The following is a 19,751-nucleotide window of genomic DNA, read 5'->3' as shown; positions in this document are numbered from 1 at the left end:
ATTTTAAATATAAATATTTTTAAATATAAATTAAAATTTATACCTTATAAATAATAAATTTAAAATTAATATGTTTTAATTAAAAAATTAATTTTTAATTTTTAATTTTTAATATAAATATTAATTTTTTATTATTATAAATAATATAATTAATATTTTAAAAAATTATTATTAAATTTTATAAAATATTAATAAATTTTAATAAAATTTTTATTTAAAATATTTTTTAAAAAAAATATTTGTTATTTAATATATATTTTTATAAAATTTTTTTTAAAAATTTAATTAATTTTATATTTTTATAATAAATTAATTATATATATTTATATTTTTAATTAAATTTTTAAAAAAATTTAATTTAATGTTTAATTAAAAATTTTTATAAAATATATTTATAAATTACAAATATTACTATGAGGTATATATAAATGTTAATTAATAAAGTTTCTTTTTCTAGTTTTAAATTAAATCCATTTATAATGGATTCTTTAATTAAATTAAAATATGTTGAACCTTCTCCTATACAATCTGCATGTATTCCTGCATTATTAAAAGGACAAGATGTATTAGGAATAGCACAAACTGGAAGTGGAAAAACTGCAGCATTTGTTCTTCCATTCTTACAAAAAATAAATATTAAATTATTTTCTCCACAAATACTTGTATTAGCTCCAACAAGAGAATTAGCAGTACAAGTTGGAGAAACATTTACTTATTTTTCAAAAAATATTAAAGAAATAAAAGTAGTAGTATTATATGGAGGTCAACAATATAATATACAATTTAATATTTTACGAAAAGGACCTCAAATTGTTGTTGGAACTCCTGGAAGATTATTAGATCATTTAAAAAGAAAAACTTTAAATCTTTCTTCTTTATTTGGATTAGTTATTGATGAAGCTGATGAAATGTTACGTATGGGTTTTATTGAAGATGTAGAAAATATTTTATCAAAAATTCCTAAAAAACATCAAACTGCACTTTTCTCTGCTACTATGCCAAATGAAATAAAAAAAATTACAAAAAGATTTATGAGTTCTCCTAAAGAAATATATATTCATTCTAATATAAAAACACAACCTGATATTCAACAAAATTATTGTTTAGTAAATAATTTTAAAAAAAATGATACATTAATACGTTTTTTAGAAATAGAAAAATTTGATGCTGTAATAATTTTTGTACGTACAAAATATTTAACTTTATCTGTCTGTGAATTTTTAAAAAATCACAATTATAATTGTGCAGCATTAAATGGAGATATGAATCAAAATATTAGAGAAAAAACTATTGAAAGATTAAAAAATGGAAGTTTAAATATTCTTATTGCTACAGATGTAGCATCAAGAGGTTTAGATCTTGATAGAATCAGTTTAGTAATTAATTATGATATTCCAATGGATTCAGAATCATATATACATAGAATTGGTAGAACTGGACGTGCTGGAAGAACAGGAAAAGCTTTGCTTTTTGTTGAAAATAGAGAAAAACGTATGTTACAAAGTATTCAAAAAATAATGAAATTAAATTTTTTAGAAATTAATATACCAAACAATGAAATTATTATGACTCGTAGATTAGAAAAAATTTCTGATCAAATCAATTATGAAATTAAAAATAATAAAATAGATTTATATAAAATTTTTATAAAAAAAATTATTTCTAATCTTTCAATAGATATCGAAACTTTATCATATGCTTTAATAAAAATTTTACAAAATAAAAGACCATTAATTCTTCCAAAAGAAAATCCAATTAAATTTTTTTCTAAAAATAATATTAATTATAAAACATTATCTTCAAATTTTGTTAATTCTTTTTATAAAAAAAATATTTATCGTATAAATCTTGGTTCTAATGATAAAATAGAAACTCGTCATATTGTAGGAGCTATTGCTAATGAAGGAAAAATAAATGGAAAACTTATTGGAAATATAAAAATATTTCCATCTTATTCTACTGTTCAATTACCTAAAAATCTTTCAAAAGAAACTTTAATTAAAATATCTAATATAAAAATTTTAAATAAATTAATTAATATTAGTTTAATTAATAATAATTCTTTAAAAAGAAAAAAAAAATATTCAATAAATTTTAAAAAAAAAATAAATAAAAAATTTTATAAAAAATAATTAATTTTAATATTTAAATTAAAATATAAATATTTTTTATAAAAAATATAAATAAAAATTTTATTTTTACACATTTATTAAAATTTTTTATTAAAAAATTATTTTTTAAAAAAATATTATTATATATTTATAATAAAAATATTTTATAATAAAAATATTTTTTTAAAAATTATAATATATTTTTTTATAAAAATGTGTAAAAATTTTTATAAAAATAAAAAAATAAATTATATTTTATATAAAATCTAATAAATTTTTTTTAAATAAAAATTTAATTTATTATTATTCTTTAATTTTTTGACTTTTAAAATATTTTCTTTTTTCCCAATCTTCTCCACATTCCATACAACAAAAATTTCCTTTAGTAGGATCGTCACAATTATAGCATCTTCCAATTAAAGGTAATGGTTTGTCTCTATGATTTTTTATTAAATATTGTCTAAAATCTTCTTCATTTTGACTTGCAACATCTATTGTATCAATCATATATAATCTCTATTTTAAATAAAATTATTTAATTTTATTTGTAAAAAATTAAATTTATATAATATTTTTAATAAAATATTATATCTTAAATTTTAAGATAATATAAAATTTATTAAAAATAAATATTTTTTATAAAAATTTAAAATATTAAATAATAAATAAAATTTATATTTTTTATAAATTTATATATATTATAAAAATAATTTTAAAAATATTTATTAAAAATAAATATTATTTTAAATTTATATAAAAATTAAAAATAATACATTATAATATAAATTAATATTTTACTAGTATTATTTTATATAAATATCTTATAAAAATTTTGTTAATAAAAAATAAATTTAAAAAATTAAATACTTTAATAAAAATATATTTATATTATTTAATTTTTTAAAATTTTTTAATAAATAAACAATTCTATATTAAAATATTTTTTATTATATGATATAATTAATTATTAATTTAATAATTAATTTTTATTAAAATAAAAAAATATATAATATTAAAATATTAAAAAATTATAAATTTAATTTTTTATTCTACATATATATTCTCCAGATCTTGTATCTATTTTAATTAGATCATTTATTTGAATAAAAAATGGTACTTTAATAAATGCACCAGTTATAAGTTTTGCATATTTTGTATTATTAGAAGAATTATTTTGTGATTCTAAAGAAGTATCTATAACAATTAATTTTACAAAATTAGGAAGAACAATAAAAATTGGTATTTTATTCCAAAAAGTTAATATACATTTTAATTCTTCTATTAACCATTTATAATGTTTTTTTAAAATTGATTTATTTACTATATATTGTTCATAATTTTTTTCATTCATAAAATATCCAAATTTTTTATCATTATATAAATAAATACAAGAAATTTCTTCTATATCAGCTTTTTTTATTAAATCTCCAGATTTAAATATTTTTTCAATAATTTTATTAGAAATTAATTTTTTAATTTTTATACGACAAAAAGATTGACCTTTTCCTGGTTTAATAAATTCAATATCTATAATAATAGATGGTTCTTTATCTTGAATAATTTTTAATCCAGATTTAAGTTCATTAATACGATATTTCATAATATTATCCTTTTAATAAGTTATTTATGAATAAAATAATAAAAAATAAAGTTTTTAAAAAAAATTTATGGTTAGAACAATTATCTAATTCTATTGTAGATCCAATAAATCTTTTAAAATATTTAAATCTTGATAAAAATATTTATTTACGTAATGGAACCTTAGCTAAAAAATTATTTCCATTTAGAATACCAAAAATTTTTGCAAAACGTATTTCAAAAAATAATCCAAATGATCCAATTTTATTACAAATACTTCCATTAAAAAAAGAATTTAAAAAATATAATAATTTTGTAAAAGATCCATTAAAAGAACATGATAGTATACTACCTAATTTATTACATAAATATAAAAATCGTGTTCTTTTAATTGTTAAAAATGGATGTGCAATAAATTGTAGATATTGTTTTAGACGTCATTTTCCATATTTTAAACATAAAAATTTTAAAAAAAATTTAAAAAAAATAATAGAATATATATCTAAACATAATGAAATAAATGAAGTGATATTATCTGGTGGTGATCCATTAATGGCTAAAGATTATGAATTAAATTATTTAATAAATTTAATTGAAAAAATAAAACATATAAATATATTAAGAATACACAGTAGACTTCCAGTAATAATTCCATCAAGAATAAATTCATCATTATGTAAAATATTATTTAAGTCTAGATTAAATATTGTTTTAGTAACTCATATTAATCATTTTCAAGAAATTGGAAATGAATTTAAAAAGAAAATGTTTTATTTAAAAAAAATAAACGTTACAATTTTAAATCAAAGTGTATTACTTTATGGTATAAATGATAATTATAAAATTCTTTCATCTTTAAGTAAGAAATTATTTTATTCTGGAGTTATTCCTTATTATTTACATATATTAGATCCTGTAAAAGGAGCATCACATTTTCAAGTTAACGTTAATAATATTAATAAAATTTTTAAAAAACTTCTTGAAAATAATTCTGGATATTTAGTTCCAAAAATAGTATATGAAATTTCAGGTAAAAAAAGTAAAATACCAATTAATTTAAATTATTTTTAAAAAATATTTAATTTTTTAAAAATAATTAAAAATAATACTTAATATATTAATTTTACAAAAAAATAATTTTTATAAATATTTTTATTTTATTTTTGTTTATTAATAATAATAAATAATTTATATAATTTTAAAAAATTTTTAAAATTAAATATTTAATTAATATATAATATATATTATATTAAATAATTTTAAAATTTATTTTATTTATATATTTTATTTTTATAAAATTTAACTATAGACCTTGATGCGTGACGCTATGACCCCATCTTATATTGATACAACCTGCTATTATCTTCTAAAGAAATTAATGAGATAAAGTTTTATAAAAAATTATTTTAATATTATACAAAATTAATAAACACAATTTACTTTTATTGGAGATTTTAGATGGGAAAAATTATTGGTATAGATTTGGGTACAACAAACTCTTGTATTGCTATTATTGAAGGAAGAAAACCTAAAGTTTTAGAAAATAGTGAAGGAGATAGAACTACTCCATCAATTATTGCATATACTAAAGATGGAGAAATATTAGTTGGACAACCAGCTAAACGTCAATCTATTACAAATCCAAAAAATACACTTTTTGCAATTAAAAGATTAATTGGAAGAAGATATAATGAAGAAGAAGTTCAACGTGATGTAAATATTATGCCATATTCAATTATTTCATCTGAAAATGGTGATGCTTGGTTAGATGTAAAAGGACAAAAAATGGCTCCTCCTCAAATATCAGCAGAAATCTTAAAAAAGATGAAAAAAACTGCAGAAGATTATTTAGGAGAAAAAATTACTGAAGCAGTAATTACAGTACCTGCCTATTTTAATGATACTCAAAGACAAGCAACAAAAGATGCAGGAAAAATTGCTGGTTTAGAAGTAAAAAGAATTATTAATGAACCTACTGCTGCTGCATTAGCTTATGGATTAGATAAAGAAATTGGTAATAGAACAATTGCTGTATATGATTTAGGAGGTGGTACATTTGATATTTCTATAATAGAAATTGATGATGTAGATGGAGAAAAAACATTTGAAGTTCTTTCAACAAATGGAGATACACATTTAGGTGGAGAAGATTTTGATAGCAGACTAATTAATCATTTAGTAAATGAATTTAAAAAAGATCAAGGAATAGATTTAAGAAATGATCCATTGGCAATGCAACGATTAAAGGAAGCAGCTGAAAAATCTAAAATAGAATTATCTTCTTCTCAACAAACTGATGTAAATCTTCCATATATAACAGCAGATTCTACTGGTCCTAAACATATGAATATAAAAGTTACAAGGGCAAAATTAGAATCTTTAGTTGAAGAACTTATTAGTCGTACAATAAATCCATTAAAAGTTGCTTTAAAAGATGCAAAATTATCAATTAATGATATTAAAGATGTTATCTTAGTTGGTGGTCAAACAAGAATGCCTCTTGTACAAAAAAAAGTTTCTGATTTTTTTAAAAAAGATCCAAGGAAAGATGTTAATCCAGATGAAGCAGTAGCTATTGGAGCTGCAGTTCAAGGAGGGGTACTTTCTGGTGATGTTAAAGATGTATTATTATTAGATGTTACTCCTTTATCTTTAGGTATTGAAACTATGGGTGGAGTTATGACAACTCTAATTAATAAAAATACAACTGTACCTACTAAACATAGTCAAGTATTTTCTACTGCTGAAGATAATCAATCTGCAGTTACTGTTCATGTATTACAGGGTGAAAGAAAAAGATCAAGTGATAATAAATCTTTAGGTCAATTTAATCTTGATGGTATATCTCCAGCTCCTAGAGGAACTCCACAAATTGAAGTAACTTTTGATATAGATGCAGATGGAATATTACATGTTTCTGCAAAAGATAAAAATAGTGGACGTGAACAAAAAATAACAATTAAAGCTTCTTCTGGATTAAATGAAAAAGAAATAGAAAAAATGGTTAATGAAGCACAAATCAATTCTGAATCTGATAAACAATTTGAAGAATTAGTACAAATTAGAAATCAAGCAGATCATTTAATACATAATACTCGTAAAAAATTATCAGAAGTAGAAAAAAATATTTCAAATGAAAATAAATCTAAAATTCAAAATTCTATAAAAGATTTAGAATCTTCAATAAAAGATGATAATAAATTAAATATTGAATCTAAAATAAAATCATTAATACAAATATCTGGAGATTTATTAAATTCTTGTACAAATAAAAATTTTAATAATGATAAATCTCAAGAAAACAAAAAAAATGATGGAAATGTAGTAGATGCTGAATTTGAAGAAATAAAAGAAAAAAAATAATTTATTATAAAAAATAAAATAAACTTTATTATCGCTTATAACAATAAACACGGGTGTAAATTTTTTTTTGCGTCCGTGTAATGTTAAAAGCAGGAAAAAAAAATGTCAAAATCAGATTATTATCAAATTTTAGGTATATCTAAAAATGCAAATGAACGTGAAATTAAAAGAGCTTATAAGCGTTTAGCTATAAAATTTCATCCAGATAGAAATCCAGGTAATTCTTCTTCAGAAGAAAAATTTAAAGAAATTAAAGAAGCTTATGAAGTATTAAATAATTCTGAAAAAAGAGCTGCTTATGATAAATATGGGCATTCTGCTTTTGAACAAAATAGTATGGGAAATGAATCAGAAACTTCTGATTTTAATGATATTTTTGGAGATGTTTTTGGTGATATTTTTGGAAATAAACAAAAAACTTCTAATAGAGGAAGAGATTTACAATATAATATAGAATTAACTTTAGAAGAAGTAGTTAAAGGAATTACTAAAGAAATTAGAATTCCAATTCTAGATATATGTAAAATGTGTAATGGTAGTGGATCTCATCCTGGAACTTCATCTGTGTCTTGTTCTACTTGTCATGGACAAGGACAAATACAAATGAGACAAGGATTTTTTGCAGTACAACAAACATGTCCAACATGTAGAGGAAAAGGAAAGATTATTAAACATCCTTGTAATATATGTAATGGACGTCGTCGTATAGAAAAATTAAAACTTATTTCTATAAAAATACCTTCTGGTATTGATACAGGAGATAAAATAAGATTATCAGGTAAAGGAGAGGCAGGGGAACAAGGAATGCCTTTCGGAGATTTATATGTTCAAATAAAAATAAAAAAACATCATATATTTAATAGAAAAGAAAATAATTTATATTGTGAAGTACCTATTAATTTTTCTATTGCATCTCTTGGAGGAGAAATAGAAGTTCCTACATTAGATGGTCGTGTAAAATTAAAAATTCCATCAGAAACTCAAACAGGAAAGCTTTTTAGAATATATAATAGAGGAGTTAAATCAGTAAGAAATGGATTTAAAGGAGATTTATTTTGTAAAGTCATAGTAGAAACTCCAGTAAAATTAAATAAATATCAAAAAAAACTTTTAAAAAATTTATCAGATAGTTTTAAAGGTCCAAATGGTATTCAAAATATTCCAAAATCAAAAAATTTTTTTGATATAGTAAGAAAATTTTTTGATGATTTAAGAAAATAACTGTTTTAATAAAAAATAATTTTTTTAAAAATTTATCTTTTATTTTTAAAAAATTTTTTTATATTAAAAGAACATTCTTCCAATAAAACACCTGAAGTTATAGAAATATTTTTAATTATTTTTTTATTATTTAATAAATATATAAATGATCCACACATTCCTTGTTTATTTTTAAATGATCCAAATACAAGTCGTTTAATTCTAGCATTTATAATAGCTCCTATACACATTAAACACGGTTCAATTGTTACATAAATTACAGAATTAATTAATCTATAATTTTTTATTTTTTTTCCAGCTTGTCTTAAAGCTAATATTTCTGCATGAGCTGTTGGATCATTATTTTTAATAGAACTGTTATATCCTTTTCCAATAATATTATTATTTAAAACAATAATAGATCCAACAGGAACTTCATTATTTTTTTTTGCATTTAAAGATAAATTAATTGCATATTTCATCCATAAATTATCTTTTTTAAACATATTTTATTTTCTTTATATAAAACATTTAATATATTTATAAATTTTTATAAATATATTAAATGTTTTAATTTATTAAAATTTAGTTTTTTTAATAAAAAATAATAATATTTAATTATGATTAATTATTTTATTAATATTTTCATTTTCTCTGAATGTTAAAATTTCACATCCATTTTTTGTTACTAAAATAGTATGCTCATATTGAGCAGATAAACTATTATCTTTAGTTTTTACTGTCCATTTATCTTTCATAACTATAACATTACGTTTTCCAGAATTAATCATTGGTTCAATAGTAAATATCATTCCTGGATATAAAATAATATTGTTATTTTTATCATAAAAATGTAATACTTGAGGAGGTTCATGAAATTTTTTACCTATACCATGACCACAATATTCTTTTACAATAGAAAAATTTTTTTTATTAACAAAATTTTCTATTATTTTTCCTATATAATTTAATTTTAAAAACGGACGTATTATTTTAATTGCAAGATATAAACTTTCTTGAGCAATTAAACAAAGATTTTTTCCAATAGTACTTATATTTCCAACAAAAAACATTTTAGATGTATCTCCATAAAAACCGTTTTTTAAAACAGTTACATCTATATTTACTATATCTCCATTTTTTAAAATTGTTTCATTATTAGGAATTCCATGACAAACTACTTCATTTACTGAAATACATATTGATTTAGGATATCCATTATAACCAAGACATGCGGGATAAGCTTTTTGATAAATTGTTATATATTTATAACATATTTTATCTATCAAATTTGTACTAATACCAGATTTAATATATGGTTTGATCATTTTTAAAACATTAGAAGCAAGATTACTTGCAATTCTTATTTTATTTATTTCTTCAGGTGTTTTTATATAAGAATACATATTTTTATGTTAATTTTATTAAAGTTTAAATACTTAAATTATTTAATTTAAATAAATATAAAATATTTTAAATAAAATTAAAATTTTATTTTAAATATTTAAAAAATTATAATTAAAAATTAAAATTAAATTTTTATTAAAGAATGATTAAATACTTCTTCAATTTTTTTTAAAGGATAAATATTAAGTTTATTTTTTACTATACTTGGCATATTTTCTAAATCTCTTTTATTTCCATAAGGTATTAAAACAGTTTTTATTCCACCTCTATGAGCTGCTAAAAGTTTTTCTTTTAACCCTCCTATTGATAAAATTTTCCCTCTAAGTGTAATTTCTCCTGTCATTGCAATATGTGCTTTAACTGGATTATTAGTTAAACAAGATACTAAAGCAGTACACATAGCTATTCCAGCACTTGGACCATCTTTAGGAGTTGCTCCTTCTGGTACATGTACATGAATATCATATTTTTCATAAAAATTTCTTTTAATTCCTAATATTTTTGATCTAGATCTTACAACAGTTAATGCTGCTTGAATAGATTCTTTCATAACTTCTCCTAAAGAACCAGTATATGTAAGTTTTCCTTTTCCTGGCATACAAGCAGTTTCTATAGTTAATAAATCTCCTCCAGTTTCAGTCCATGCAAGTCCAATAACTTGACCAACTTTATTTTTATATTCTGATTTTCCATAATCAAATTTTTTAATACCAAGAAAATCTTTTATATTATTAGAATCAACTAAAATTTTATTAATATTATTATTCATTAAAATAATTTTTACAGTTTTTCGACATATTTTTGCAATAGATCTTTCTAAATTTCTTACACCAGCTTCTCTTGTATAATAACGAATTATTTTAATAAAAGCATTATCTTTAATAGATAATTCATTTTTTTTTAAAGCATTTTGTTTTAATTGTTTATTAAATAAATATTTTTTAGCAATATTTAATTTTTCATCTTCAGTATAACCAGATAATCTTATAACTTCCATTCTATCTAATAATGGAGCAGATATATTCATAGTATTAGAAGTTGCAATAAACATAACATCAGAAAGATCATAATCTACTTCTAAATAATGATCATTAAAAGATACATTTTGTTCAGGATCAAGAACCTCTAAAAGAGCAGAAGCAGGATCACCACGCATATCATATGATATTTTATCAATTTCATCTAATAAAAATAATGGATTTTTTACTCCTATTTGAGATATTTTTTGTATAATTTTTCCAGGCATAGATCCAATATAAGTTTTTCTATGACCCCTTATTTCTGCTTCATCTCTAACACCACCTAATGCTATTCGTATATATTTTCTTCCAGTAGCACTTGCTATAGATTTTCCTAAAGAAGTTTTTCCAACTCCTGGAGGACCAACAAGACATAAAATTTGTCCTTTAATTTTATTAATACGTGTTTGAACTGCAAGATATTCTAAAATTCTTTCTTTAACTTTTTCTAAACCATAATGAGCTTTATCAAGTATTTTTTGAGCTTGTAATATATTTTTTTTTACTTTACTTTTTTTATACCATGGTATTGAAATCATACAATCAATATAACTTCTAATAACTGTTGCTTCTGCAGAAATTGGTGACATCATTTTAAGTTTTTGTAATTCTGATTCAGTTTTTTTTCTAGCTTCTTTAGGCATTCTTGAAGATAAAATTTTTTTTCTTAATATTTCATTTTCATCAGAAACTTCATCCATATCACTTAATTCTTTTTGAATTGCTTTCATTTGTTCATTTAAATAATATTCATGTTGACTTTTTTCCATTTGTTTTTTTACACGATTATGTATTTTTTTTTCCATTAAAAGTAATTCAATTTCAGATTGCATCATAATCATTAAATATTCTAATCTTTCAGACAATTTATTCATTTCAAGTATAGATTGTTTATTTTTAATTTTTAATGGCATATGAGCAGCAATAGTATCTGATAATTGTTCTGGATTATTTATTCTTTTTAAAGTAATAATTATTTCTGGAGGAATTTTTTTATTTAATTTAATATATTTTTCAAATTGATTTATTACTGCTCTAACAAGAGCTTCATATTCTTTTTTATTAATATTAATTATTTCATAATAATTTATTACAGCATTAAAATAATCTCCACTATCAAAAACTTCAATAATTTTTGCTCTTTTTAAACCTTCCATTAAAACTTTAACAGTACCATCTGGTAATTTAAGTATTTGTAATATAGATGATATTGTTCCAACAGAAAAAAGATCATTAATACCTGGTATATCTTTTGATGCTTCTTTTTGTGTTACTAACATAATTTTTTTATCTTTTTTCATTGCTTCATCGAGACATTTAATAGATTTTTCTCTTCCTACAAATAATGGTATTACCATATGAGGATATACTACAACATCACGAAGGGGTAAAACAGGGATTTCTATGCGTTCAGAACACTCAGCATTCATAGAATTTTCTCTTTATTGAACTTTTATAAGTGTTATATTTTTTTAAAAAAAATAATAGTAAATTATTTTTATAAATTATTAATTTATACTTAAAATATTAAAAATAATATTTTTAAATATAAAATTTATTTTTTATAAAAAATATTTAAAATATTAATTATTTAAATAATAAAAAAATATAATAATACTTTATATTAAATTTTTTAATTTTTTAATACTTTTAATAAAAATTAATTTTTTTTATTATTTTCATTATAAATTATAATAGGACCTTTTTTATCAAAAATAGAAGATTTATTAATAATTATTTTTTTTATAGAATTTTGAGAAGGTATAATATACATTATATCTAATAAAATTTTTTCTATAATAGAACGAAGTGCTCTAGCACCTGTTTGACGTTTAATAGCTTTTTTTGCAATAGATATTAATGCATCTTTTTCAAATTTTAATTTAATTCCTTGCATATTAAATAATGTTTTAAATTGATTAATAATAGCATTTTTTGGTTTATATAAAATATTAACTAATGATTTTTCAGTTAAATTTTTAAGAGTTGTAATAATAGGAAATCTTCCTATAAATTCTGGAATTATTCCAAATTTTATTAAATCTTCTGGTTCAACATATTTAAAAATTTTATTAGAAAATGTTTTTTTATTTTTATTTATTTCAGATAAAAATCCAATACTAAAATTTTTATTAATTCTTTTTTGAATTATTTTTTCTAATCCTAAAAATGAACCTCCACAAATAAAAAGTATTTTAGATGTATCTATTTTTATACATTCTTGATGAGGGTGTTTTCTTTTAGATTTTATTGGTACATATGCAATGGTACCTTCTATTATTTTTAATAAAGATTGTTGTACTCCTTCACCTGAAACATCTCTTGTAATAGAAATATTTTCAGATTTTTTAGCAATTTTATCAATTTCATCAATAAAAATAATACCTTTTTGAGCAATATCAACATCATAATTACATTTTTGTAATAATTGTTGTAAAATATTTTCTACATCTTCTCCTACATATCCTGCTTCTGTTAATGAAGTAGCATCTGATATGCTAAATGGAACTTGTAAAAATTTTGATAATGTTTTAGCTAAAAGAGTTTTTCCACTTCCTGTTGGACCAATTAAAATTATATTACTTTTCTCTAATTCAATATTAGATTTTTTTTGTTGATATTTTATTTTTTGATAATGATTATACATTGATACAGAAAGTATTTTTTTTGCTTCATTTTGTCCTATTATATGTTTATTTAAATAATCATATATTTCTTTTGGAGTATATTTAAATGTTTCTTTTTTATATTTATAAATATCTTTTTTTTTATTAAATTTTTTATTAATAATATTATTACATAAATTTATACATATATCACATATATATGCTGATTTTCCAGCAATTAATTTATGTACATTTTTTTGACTTTTATTGCAAAAAGAACAAAATGGTAAATAATTAAAATTGTCTTTCCGCTGATCAGTCATTAAAAACACCTCAAAATTTATATAAATAAAATAATTTTTAATATAAAATAAATTATATTATTATTATAAGATAATTTTTTTTAAAAACGTTTTTCTAAAATAGAATCTATTAATCCATAATCTAAAGCTTCTTTAGATGAAAGAAAATAATCTCTTTCAGTATCTTTTTTTATAATTTCTATAGGTTTTCCACTATGTTTAGACATTAAATAATTCATACGATCTTTTATTTTTAAAATTTCTTTTGTATGAATAGCTATATCTGTTGCTTGACCTTGAAAACCACCTAAAGGTTGATGTATCATTATTCTTGAATTAGGTAAACAAAATCTTTTTCCTTTAGTTCCTGCTGCTAATAAAAATGCACTCATAGAAGAAGCTTGTCCCATACATAAAGTACTTACATCTGGTTTAATAAATTGCATAGTATCATATATTGACATTCCAGAAGTAATAAATCCTCCTGGAGAATTTATATATAGATATATTTCTTTTTTTGAATCTTCTGATTCTAAAAATATCATTTGAGCAATAATAATATTTGCCATATGATCTTCTATTTCACCTGTAACAAAAATAATTCTTTCTTTTAATAATCTTGAAAAAATATCATATGATCTTTCTATTTTTTCACTGTTATCAATTACCATTGGTATAAAGTTCATTTTTTAATAACTCAAATTATATTTTTTTTAAATTTTTATATTTTTAAATAAAAATTAAATAATAAATTTATTATAAATTTTTTTAAAAATTTTTATTTAAAATATACATAATACATAAAATATTTTATATTTTATTTAAAATATTTTTAATAAATATTAAATTTTATAATAACATTATATATAGATTTTGTATTAAATATTTTATAAAAAATAAAAAAATAATAAATAATAATTTTATTAAAATAATTAATTATTTTAATAAAATTTTATAAAAACTTCAATTATTTTTAATAAATTAATATATTATATATTATAATATTTTATTTTTTATAAAAAATTATATTTTATTTTTAAATTTAAAAAATTTATATATAAATTTTTTTTAAAAAATTATTTAATAATATTAAAAATAAATTTAAATAATTTTTTATAAATTATATATATTAATTTATAAAAAAATTATATATATATTTTATAAATAAAAATTTAATATTTTATTATTCATAAAATAAAATATTTTTTAATAAATTAAAAAATTTTAAATATTTTAAAATATTAATTTTTTTAAAAAAAAGGTAAAAATATGAAAATTTTAATTATAGGACCTTCTTGGATTGGTGATATGATTATGTCTCATAGTTTATATAGAATTTTAATTAAAAAATATCCAAAAATTAAAATAGATGTAATGGCTCCAAAATGGAGTTATCCTTTACTTAAAAGAATGCCAGAAATTAATAAATCTATTATATTACCTTTTTCTCATGGAGAAATTTCTTTATGTAAAAGATATAATATAGGAATTAAATTAAGAAATAAAAATTATGAACAAGCAATTATATTACCAAATTCTTTTAAATCTGCTTTAATACCATTTTTTGCTAAAATACCTTTAAGAACTGGATGGATTGGAGAAAAAAGATATGGAATTATTAATGATTTACGTAAAAATAATACATTAAAATTTTCTCTTATGATAGAAAAATATTCAATTTTAGCTTTTTCTAAAAAAGAAATAAATAATTCTTTTAGTTTTCCAAAACCATTTTTATACCCTATTTTAAAAGTAAATAAAAAAGAAAAACATTATTTATATAAAAAATTTTATTTAAATAAAAATTATCGTCCTTTATTTGGTTTATGTCCAGGAAGTGCATCTAAATTAGCAAAATGTTGGCCATATTATCATTATGCATCTTTAGCAAAAAAATTAATAAAAGATGGATATAATATAATTATTTTTGGATCTAAATATGATCAAGATACTGGAGAATCTATCATAAATATTTTAAATATAAAAGAAAAAAAATATTGTACAGATCTTACAGGAATGACTTCAATAAATGAAGCAATTATTCTTATAGATAGTTGTAATGGAATTGTTAGTAATGATTCTGGTTTAATGCATATAGCTAGTGCTTTACATAAACCATTAATAGCATTATACGGTTTTAGTAATCCAAAATTTACTCCACCTTTATTTAAAAAATCTATAATTTTACATTGTATAAAAAATTTTAAAAATTTTGATAAAAAATTAAATAATTATTATAATAATAATCTTATTAAAATTAAACCAAAAAAAGTTTTTAAAAAAATTAAAATATTAATGAATGATAACTAATATAATTTTATGAAAATTTTAATTGTAAAAATATCTTCTATGGGAGATGTTATACATACTTTACCAGCTTTAACAGATGCACAATATTATTTTCCAAATATAAAATTTGATTGGGTAATAGAAGAAAATTTATCTATTATTCCTAGTTGGCATACATCAGTAAAAAAAATAATTCCTATTGCTATACGTAGATGGAGATATAATTGGTTTAAAAAATCTATAAAAAAAGAAAGGTATGAATTTAAAAAAAAATTAAGAAAAAAAAAATATGATCTTATCATAGATGCTCAAGGATTAATAAAAAGTTCATATATGGTTACTAGAATTGCATATGGATTTAAACATGGATTAGATTATAAAAGTGCAAAAGAACCTATAGCTAGTTTTTTTTATAATAAAAAACATTATATTAATAAAAAACAACATGCTATTACAAGAATTAGAAAACTTTTTTCATTAAGTATTGGATATACTATTTCTAATAAAATAAAACAATATATTATTAAACATAAATTTAATAAAATAAATACAAAAAATTATTATTTTATATTTATACATGGAACAACAAATATTAATAAAGAATGGCCAGAATTATATTGGCGTATTTTAATAAAAATGATTTGTAATTTAGGTTTTTATATTAAAATACCTTGGGGAACAAATTTAGAAAAAAAACGTTCTTTAAGATTAGCTAAAAATTTTAAAAAAGTAATAGTATTACCTTATATGAATTTAACACAAATTTCTGAACAATTATTAGGAGCAACTGCTATAGTATCAGTAGATACTGGATTAAGTTCTTTATCTGCTATTCTTTCAGTACCTAATATTACTCTTTATGGACCAACAGATCCTAATCTTGTAGGTAGATATGGATATCTTCAAAAATCTTTTAGATCTAAAGATAAAAAAATGTCAAGTTTATTTCCTGAATATATATTTAAAAATATTAAAAAACTTCTTAATATATAATTTTTTTTAATGTTTATTTTTTAAAAAAATATTTAATTTTTTTATAAAAATTAATTTAATTAAAAAAAATAATTTTATTTTTAAAAAAATATTTATTAAAAAATAAATTTTAATATTATTTATAAAATTTATTAAAAAATAAATTTAAAATAATTATTAAAATATTAAATATATAATTTTAAATTAAAAAAATTTAATTTAATTAAATTTTATTTTTTTCATTCCATTCATCTAATGAATATGCATTAATTGATAACGAATGAATTTTATTTGTACAAATATATTTAATTAATGGATTATATATAATTTTTTGTCTCTCAATTAAATTTATTCCAACAAATTTTTGACTAATAACTGTAACAATAATATGATTTGTAATTTTATTAACATAAATTTTTTTTATAGATAAATGTTTTATTAAAATATTTTTAATTTTTTTAGTATCCATATAATATCCTATATATAGGTTTATATAAAAATTATTAATATTTAAAAAGTTAATTTATTATAAATTTTATAAAAAAAATTTATTAAATAATTTAATTATTTTAAATAAAAATTTATTTATATTAAAAATAAAAATTTTATAAAAAAATAAATTATTAATTTAATTTAAAAATAAATTATTTTTAATAATTTTTTAATAAAAATATTTAATATATATTTTTTTAAAAATTATTTTTTAACTAAAAAATAATTTATTTAAAAATAAAAATTAATAAAAATATATTTTATTAATTTTTAAAAAATTATCTTCTAAATTTTAAAGGTTTTTTAGAAGATGATTGTAAATGAGAAATTAAATCTTCAATTCCTTTATGTCTTAAAATATATTTCCACTCATTTTTAATAGTATTTATTATACTTATTCCTTCAATAATAATATCATAAAATTTCCAATCTCCAGATATTATATTTTTTTTCCATTGAAAATCTAAATTTATTGAAGGTATTTTTCCTTTTCTTAAAATAGAAACACAAATAGAAACTTTTTCAGAATTATTTAATGGTTTTTCTAAACTAGAAATTCTATAGAATTGATGTTTATAAAGTAATAAAATTTTTCCATACATATTTTCTAAATAATCTTGAAAAACTTTAAAATAATCTTCTCTTTGTAAAGGAATATAATTTTTATACATATCTCCTAATACTAAAGCCCCAGAATATTTTATATCAACAAAAGGAATTAATTCTTCTTTAATAATACTTTTTAATATTTTAGGATTTTTATGTATTTTTTTTTGTACTTTTTCTAATCTTGTAAAAGTATTATCTACTATATGTTTCATTAATTTATATGGATTAGAATTCTCAATTGCTTCTACGTAAGTAGTCATAAAAATAGTAAAAATTAAAAAATATTTAAACATATATATTTCCTAAATACTTGTTAATAAAATTTTATTTTAAAAATTATAGTATAATTTTTATTATTTTATAATAAAATTTTATTAATTTTATTAAAAATATAATAAAAATATAAATAATAATTTTATATTATATAACATTTTAATTTTTTTTAAAAAAATATTTTAATTTTTTAAAAATTATAAAAAATTTTTATTTATAAAATATTTATTTTTAATAAAATAAATATTTTATTATATTAATTTTATGAAAATAAAAAATTATATTTATAAAATAATTTACCTATTAAATCTTCTAATATAATAGATGATTTAGTATCTTGAATACTATCTCCTTCTTCTAGAGATTTAGATCCAATTTCTTTATCTTCAAATCCAATATTAAATGAAAGATAACTTTCTCCAAAAAAACCTATAGTATGAACTTCTAAAGTACTTGTGTTTGGTATATTATTATATTTTTTTTCTATATCAATAAAAACTTTTGGTTTAAAATTTAATTTATTTAATTGAATTTTTACTACTCTTCCTATAGTTATACCAGATATTTTTACTGGTGCACATACTTTTAATCCATTTATATTATCAAATATTGCATTAATTCTATACGAATTATTTTTATTAAATCTATTAAAATGTATAAATTTCATAGACATTAAAATAGAAAAAAATAAAATAATTATCATAAATGTTCCAATCCATGCTTCTTTATTTTTTTTCATTTAAAAGTTTCCACACATAAAAAATGTAAGAAATAAATCTAATCCTAATATTACTAATGATGAATAAATCACTGTTTTTGTAGAAGCTATACTAATACTTTTAAAAGTTGATTTAGATCTATATCCATTAAACAATGAAATAGATGTTATAAATATTGCAAATATAATACTTTTAATTAAACAATTAATACTATCTTGATTCCATTGTAAATTACCATCCATTGATGCCCAAAAAAAACCATTATCAATATCTTTTAAATATACCCCAACAATCCAACTACCCAAAATACCAAATGTTATAAAAATAATTGTTAAAAGAGGCATGCTAATTACTCCAGCCCAAAATCTTGGAGCTATTATTTTTCTTAATGGATCAACAGCCATAATTTCTAAACTAGAAAGTTGTTCTGTAATTTTCATAAAAGCAATTTCTGCTGTAAATGAAGATCCAACACTTCCAATAAATAAAAGAGCAGTTATTACTGATCCAAATTCTCTAAATAAAGATAATGCTACTGTTAATCCTAAATTTGATACAGATCCATAATTTAATAAAATAAAATATCCTTGCAAACTAAGTACCATACCAATAAATAATCCAGAAATCATTGTTATTATTAATGATAATATACCAATATTATATAATTGTTGTATTATTGATAATAATAATTTTTGATTAAATTCTGATTTTTTTATAAAAGTATAAAATAATATATTTCCTATATTATAAAATATATGCAAAATATTATTAATATTCTTTTTAAGAAACAAGAAAGTTTTTAAAAACATTT

General features: G+C 18.8%; 17 protein-coding genes. 6 read left to right on the top strand and 11 right to left on the bottom strand.

Annotated elements, in window-relative coordinates:
* Positions 1-428: 428 nt before the first annotated feature.
* Entirely contained in the window at positions 429-2,132 is a 1,704-nt protein-coding gene (locus AB4W47_RS01300; protein WP_367670484.1) for a DEAD/DEAH box helicase, read from the top strand.
* A gap of 282 nt (positions 2,133-2,414) precedes the next feature.
* Here the strand turns inward: AB4W47_RS01300 and AB4W47_RS01295 are convergent, their stop codons facing one another.
* Both AB4W47_RS01295 and efp read right to left on the bottom strand, forming a co-directional pair.
* Entirely contained in the window at positions 2,415-2,618 is a 204-nt protein-coding gene (locus tag AB4W47_RS01295; RefSeq protein WP_367670483.1) for a hypothetical protein, read from the bottom strand.
* A gap of 529 nt (positions 2,619-3,147) precedes the next feature.
* Positions 3,148-3,711, bottom strand: coding sequence for an elongation factor P (gene efp, locus AB4W47_RS01290; protein WP_367670482.1), 564 nt, complete (start codon positions 3,709-3,711; stop codon positions 3,148-3,150).
* A gap of 26 nt (positions 3,712-3,737) precedes the next feature.
* On the opposite strand from efp, the gene epmB reads away from it, so the two are divergent.
* From epmB to dnaJ, 3 genes are all read left to right on the top strand, one after another.
* Positions 3,738-4,760, top strand: coding sequence for an EF-P beta-lysylation protein EpmB (epmB, locus tag AB4W47_RS01285; RefSeq protein ID WP_367670481.1), 1,023 nt, complete (start codon positions 3,738-3,740; stop codon positions 4,758-4,760).
* A 387-nt stretch (positions 4,761-5,147) separates the two neighbouring features.
* Positions 5,148-7,052, top strand: coding sequence for a molecular chaperone DnaK (dnaK, locus tag AB4W47_RS01280; protein WP_367670480.1), 1,905 nt, complete (start codon positions 5,148-5,150; stop codon positions 7,050-7,052).
* 102 nt (positions 7,053-7,154) lie between these two features.
* Positions 7,155-8,273: a molecular chaperone DnaJ gene (gene dnaJ / locus AB4W47_RS01275; protein WP_367670479.1), complete on the top strand. Its 1,119-nt coding sequence runs from the start codon at positions 7,155-7,157 to the stop codon at positions 8,271-8,273.
* A 32-nt stretch (positions 8,274-8,305) separates the two neighbouring features.
* On the opposite strand, the gene tadA is transcribed toward dnaJ, so the two are convergent.
* From tadA to clpP, 5 genes are all read right to left on the bottom strand, one after another.
* A complete protein-coding gene (tadA, locus tag AB4W47_RS01270; RefSeq protein WP_367670478.1) occupies positions 8,306-8,758 on the bottom strand; it encodes a tRNA adenosine(34) deaminase TadA in 453 nt (150 codons plus the stop codon).
* A 108-nt stretch (positions 8,759-8,866) separates the two neighbouring features.
* Positions 8,867-9,658 (bottom strand): type I methionyl aminopeptidase, encoded by a 792-nt coding sequence (gene map, locus AB4W47_RS01265; RefSeq protein WP_367670477.1) that lies wholly within the window; start codon positions 9,656-9,658, stop codon positions 8,867-8,869.
* Positions 9,659-9,783: 125 nt separating this feature from the next.
* On the bottom strand, positions 9,784-12,108 hold the full coding sequence (lon, locus tag AB4W47_RS01260) for an endopeptidase La (RefSeq protein ID WP_367670476.1): 2,325 nt from the start codon (positions 12,106-12,108) through the stop codon (positions 9,784-9,786).
* Between the two features lie 230 nt (positions 12,109-12,338).
* Entirely contained in the window at positions 12,339-13,607 is a 1,269-nt protein-coding gene (gene clpX / locus AB4W47_RS01255) for an ATP-dependent Clp protease ATP-binding subunit ClpX (RefSeq protein ID WP_367670475.1), read from the bottom strand.
* 80 nt (positions 13,608-13,687) lie between these two features.
* Positions 13,688-14,272 carry an ATP-dependent Clp endopeptidase proteolytic subunit ClpP gene (clpP, locus tag AB4W47_RS01250; protein ID WP_367670474.1) on the bottom strand — a complete coding sequence of 195 codons (585 nt, stop codon included), beginning with the start codon at positions 14,270-14,272 and terminating at the stop codon, positions 13,688-13,690.
* Between the two features lie 583 nt (positions 14,273-14,855).
* Here clpP and waaF point away from each other — a divergent pair.
* Entirely contained in the window at positions 14,856-15,896 is a 1,041-nt protein-coding gene (gene waaF / locus AB4W47_RS01245; protein WP_367670473.1) for a lipopolysaccharide heptosyltransferase II, read from the top strand.
* A 9-nt stretch (positions 15,897-15,905) separates the two neighbouring features.
* Entirely contained in the window at positions 15,906-16,868 is a 963-nt protein-coding gene (gene rfaC, locus AB4W47_RS01240; RefSeq protein ID WP_367670472.1) for a lipopolysaccharide heptosyltransferase RfaC, read from the top strand.
* 202 nt (positions 16,869-17,070) lie between these two features.
* Here rfaC and AB4W47_RS01235 read toward each other — a convergent pair whose 3' ends face one another.
* The 4 genes from AB4W47_RS01235 to AB4W47_RS01220 all read right to left on the bottom strand — a co-directional run bounded on the left by AB4W47_RS01235 (position 17,071) and on the right by AB4W47_RS01220 (position 19,749).
* Positions 17,071-17,316, bottom strand: a complete 246-nt coding sequence (locus AB4W47_RS01235; RefSeq protein WP_367670471.1) for a BolA/IbaG family iron-sulfur metabolism protein — start codon at positions 17,314-17,316, stop codon at positions 17,071-17,073.
* A gap of 301 nt (positions 17,317-17,617) precedes the next feature.
* Complete coding sequence (mlaC, locus tag AB4W47_RS01230) at positions 17,618-18,241, bottom strand: phospholipid-binding protein MlaC (RefSeq protein WP_367670470.1); 624 nt, start codon at positions 18,239-18,241, stop codon at positions 17,618-17,620.
* Positions 18,242-18,483: 242 nt separating this feature from the next.
* Entirely contained in the window at positions 18,484-18,960 is a 477-nt protein-coding gene (gene mlaD / locus AB4W47_RS01225) for an outer membrane lipid asymmetry maintenance protein MlaD (protein ID WP_367670469.1), read from the bottom strand.
* Positions 18,961-19,749: an MlaE family lipid ABC transporter permease subunit gene (locus tag AB4W47_RS01220; RefSeq protein WP_367670468.1), complete on the bottom strand. Its 789-nt coding sequence runs from the start codon at positions 19,747-19,749 to the stop codon at positions 18,961-18,963.
* Positions 19,750-19,751: the final 2 nt, after the last annotated feature.

It is taken from the genome of Sodalis-like secondary symbiont of Drepanosiphum platanoidis (assembly GCF_964059955.1).
In the GTDB taxonomy this organism is placed as follows: Bacteria; Pseudomonadota; Gammaproteobacteria; order Enterobacterales; family Enterobacteriaceae.
The sequence above is the reverse complement of the archived record's forward strand: the minus strand, read 5'-3'. Positions and strand labels throughout refer to the sequence as shown.

Bases quoted from the DNA above. Each gene is read 5' to 3' on its own strand.
- AB4W47_RS01300 (WP_367670484.1), top strand. From the start codon at position 429: ATGTTAATTAATAAAGTTTCTTTTTCTAGTTTTAAATTAAATCCATTT.
- AB4W47_RS01295 (WP_367670483.1), bottom strand. From the start codon at position 2,618: ATGATTGATACAATAGATGTTGCAAGTCAAAATGAAGAAGATTTTAGA.
- efp (WP_367670482.1), bottom strand. From the start codon at position 3,711: ATGAAATATCGTATTAATGAACTTAAATCTGGATTAAAAATTATTCAA.
- epmB (WP_367670481.1), top strand. From the start codon at position 3,738: ATGAATAAAATAATAAAAAATAAAGTTTTTAAAAAAAATTTATGGTTA.
- dnaK (WP_367670480.1), top strand. From the start codon at position 5,148: ATGGGAAAAATTATTGGTATAGATTTGGGTACAACAAACTCTTGTATT.
- dnaJ (WP_367670479.1), top strand. From the start codon at position 7,155: ATGTCAAAATCAGATTATTATCAAATTTTAGGTATATCTAAAAATGCA.
- tadA (WP_367670478.1), bottom strand. From the start codon at position 8,758: ATGTTTAAAAAAGATAATTTATGGATGAAATATGCAATTAATTTATCT.
- map (WP_367670477.1), bottom strand. From the start codon at position 9,658: ATGTATTCTTATATAAAAACACCTGAAGAAATAAATAAAATAAGAATT.
- lon (WP_367670476.1), bottom strand. From the start codon at position 12,108: ATGAATGCTGAGTGTTCTGAACGCATAGAAATCCCTGTTTTACCCCTT.
- clpX (WP_367670475.1), bottom strand. From the start codon at position 13,607: ATGACTGATCAGCGGAAAGACAATTTTAATTATTTACCATTTTGTTCT.
- clpP (WP_367670474.1), bottom strand. From the start codon at position 14,272: ATGAACTTTATACCAATGGTAATTGATAACAGTGAAAAAATAGAAAGA.
- waaF (WP_367670473.1), top strand. From the start codon at position 14,856: ATGAAAATTTTAATTATAGGACCTTCTTGGATTGGTGATATGATTATG.
- rfaC (WP_367670472.1), top strand. From the start codon at position 15,906: ATGAAAATTTTAATTGTAAAAATATCTTCTATGGGAGATGTTATACAT.
- AB4W47_RS01235 (WP_367670471.1), bottom strand. From the start codon at position 17,316: ATGGATACTAAAAAAATTAAAAATATTTTAATAAAACATTTATCTATA.
- mlaC (WP_367670470.1), bottom strand. From the start codon at position 18,241: ATGTTTAAATATTTTTTAATTTTTACTATTTTTATGACTACTTACGTA.
- mlaD (WP_367670469.1), bottom strand. From the start codon at position 18,960: ATGAAAAAAAATAAAGAAGCATGGATTGGAACATTTATGATAATTATT.
- AB4W47_RS01220 (WP_367670468.1), bottom strand. From the start codon at position 19,749: ATGTTTTTAAAAACTTTCTTGTTTCTTAAAAAGAATATTAATAATATT.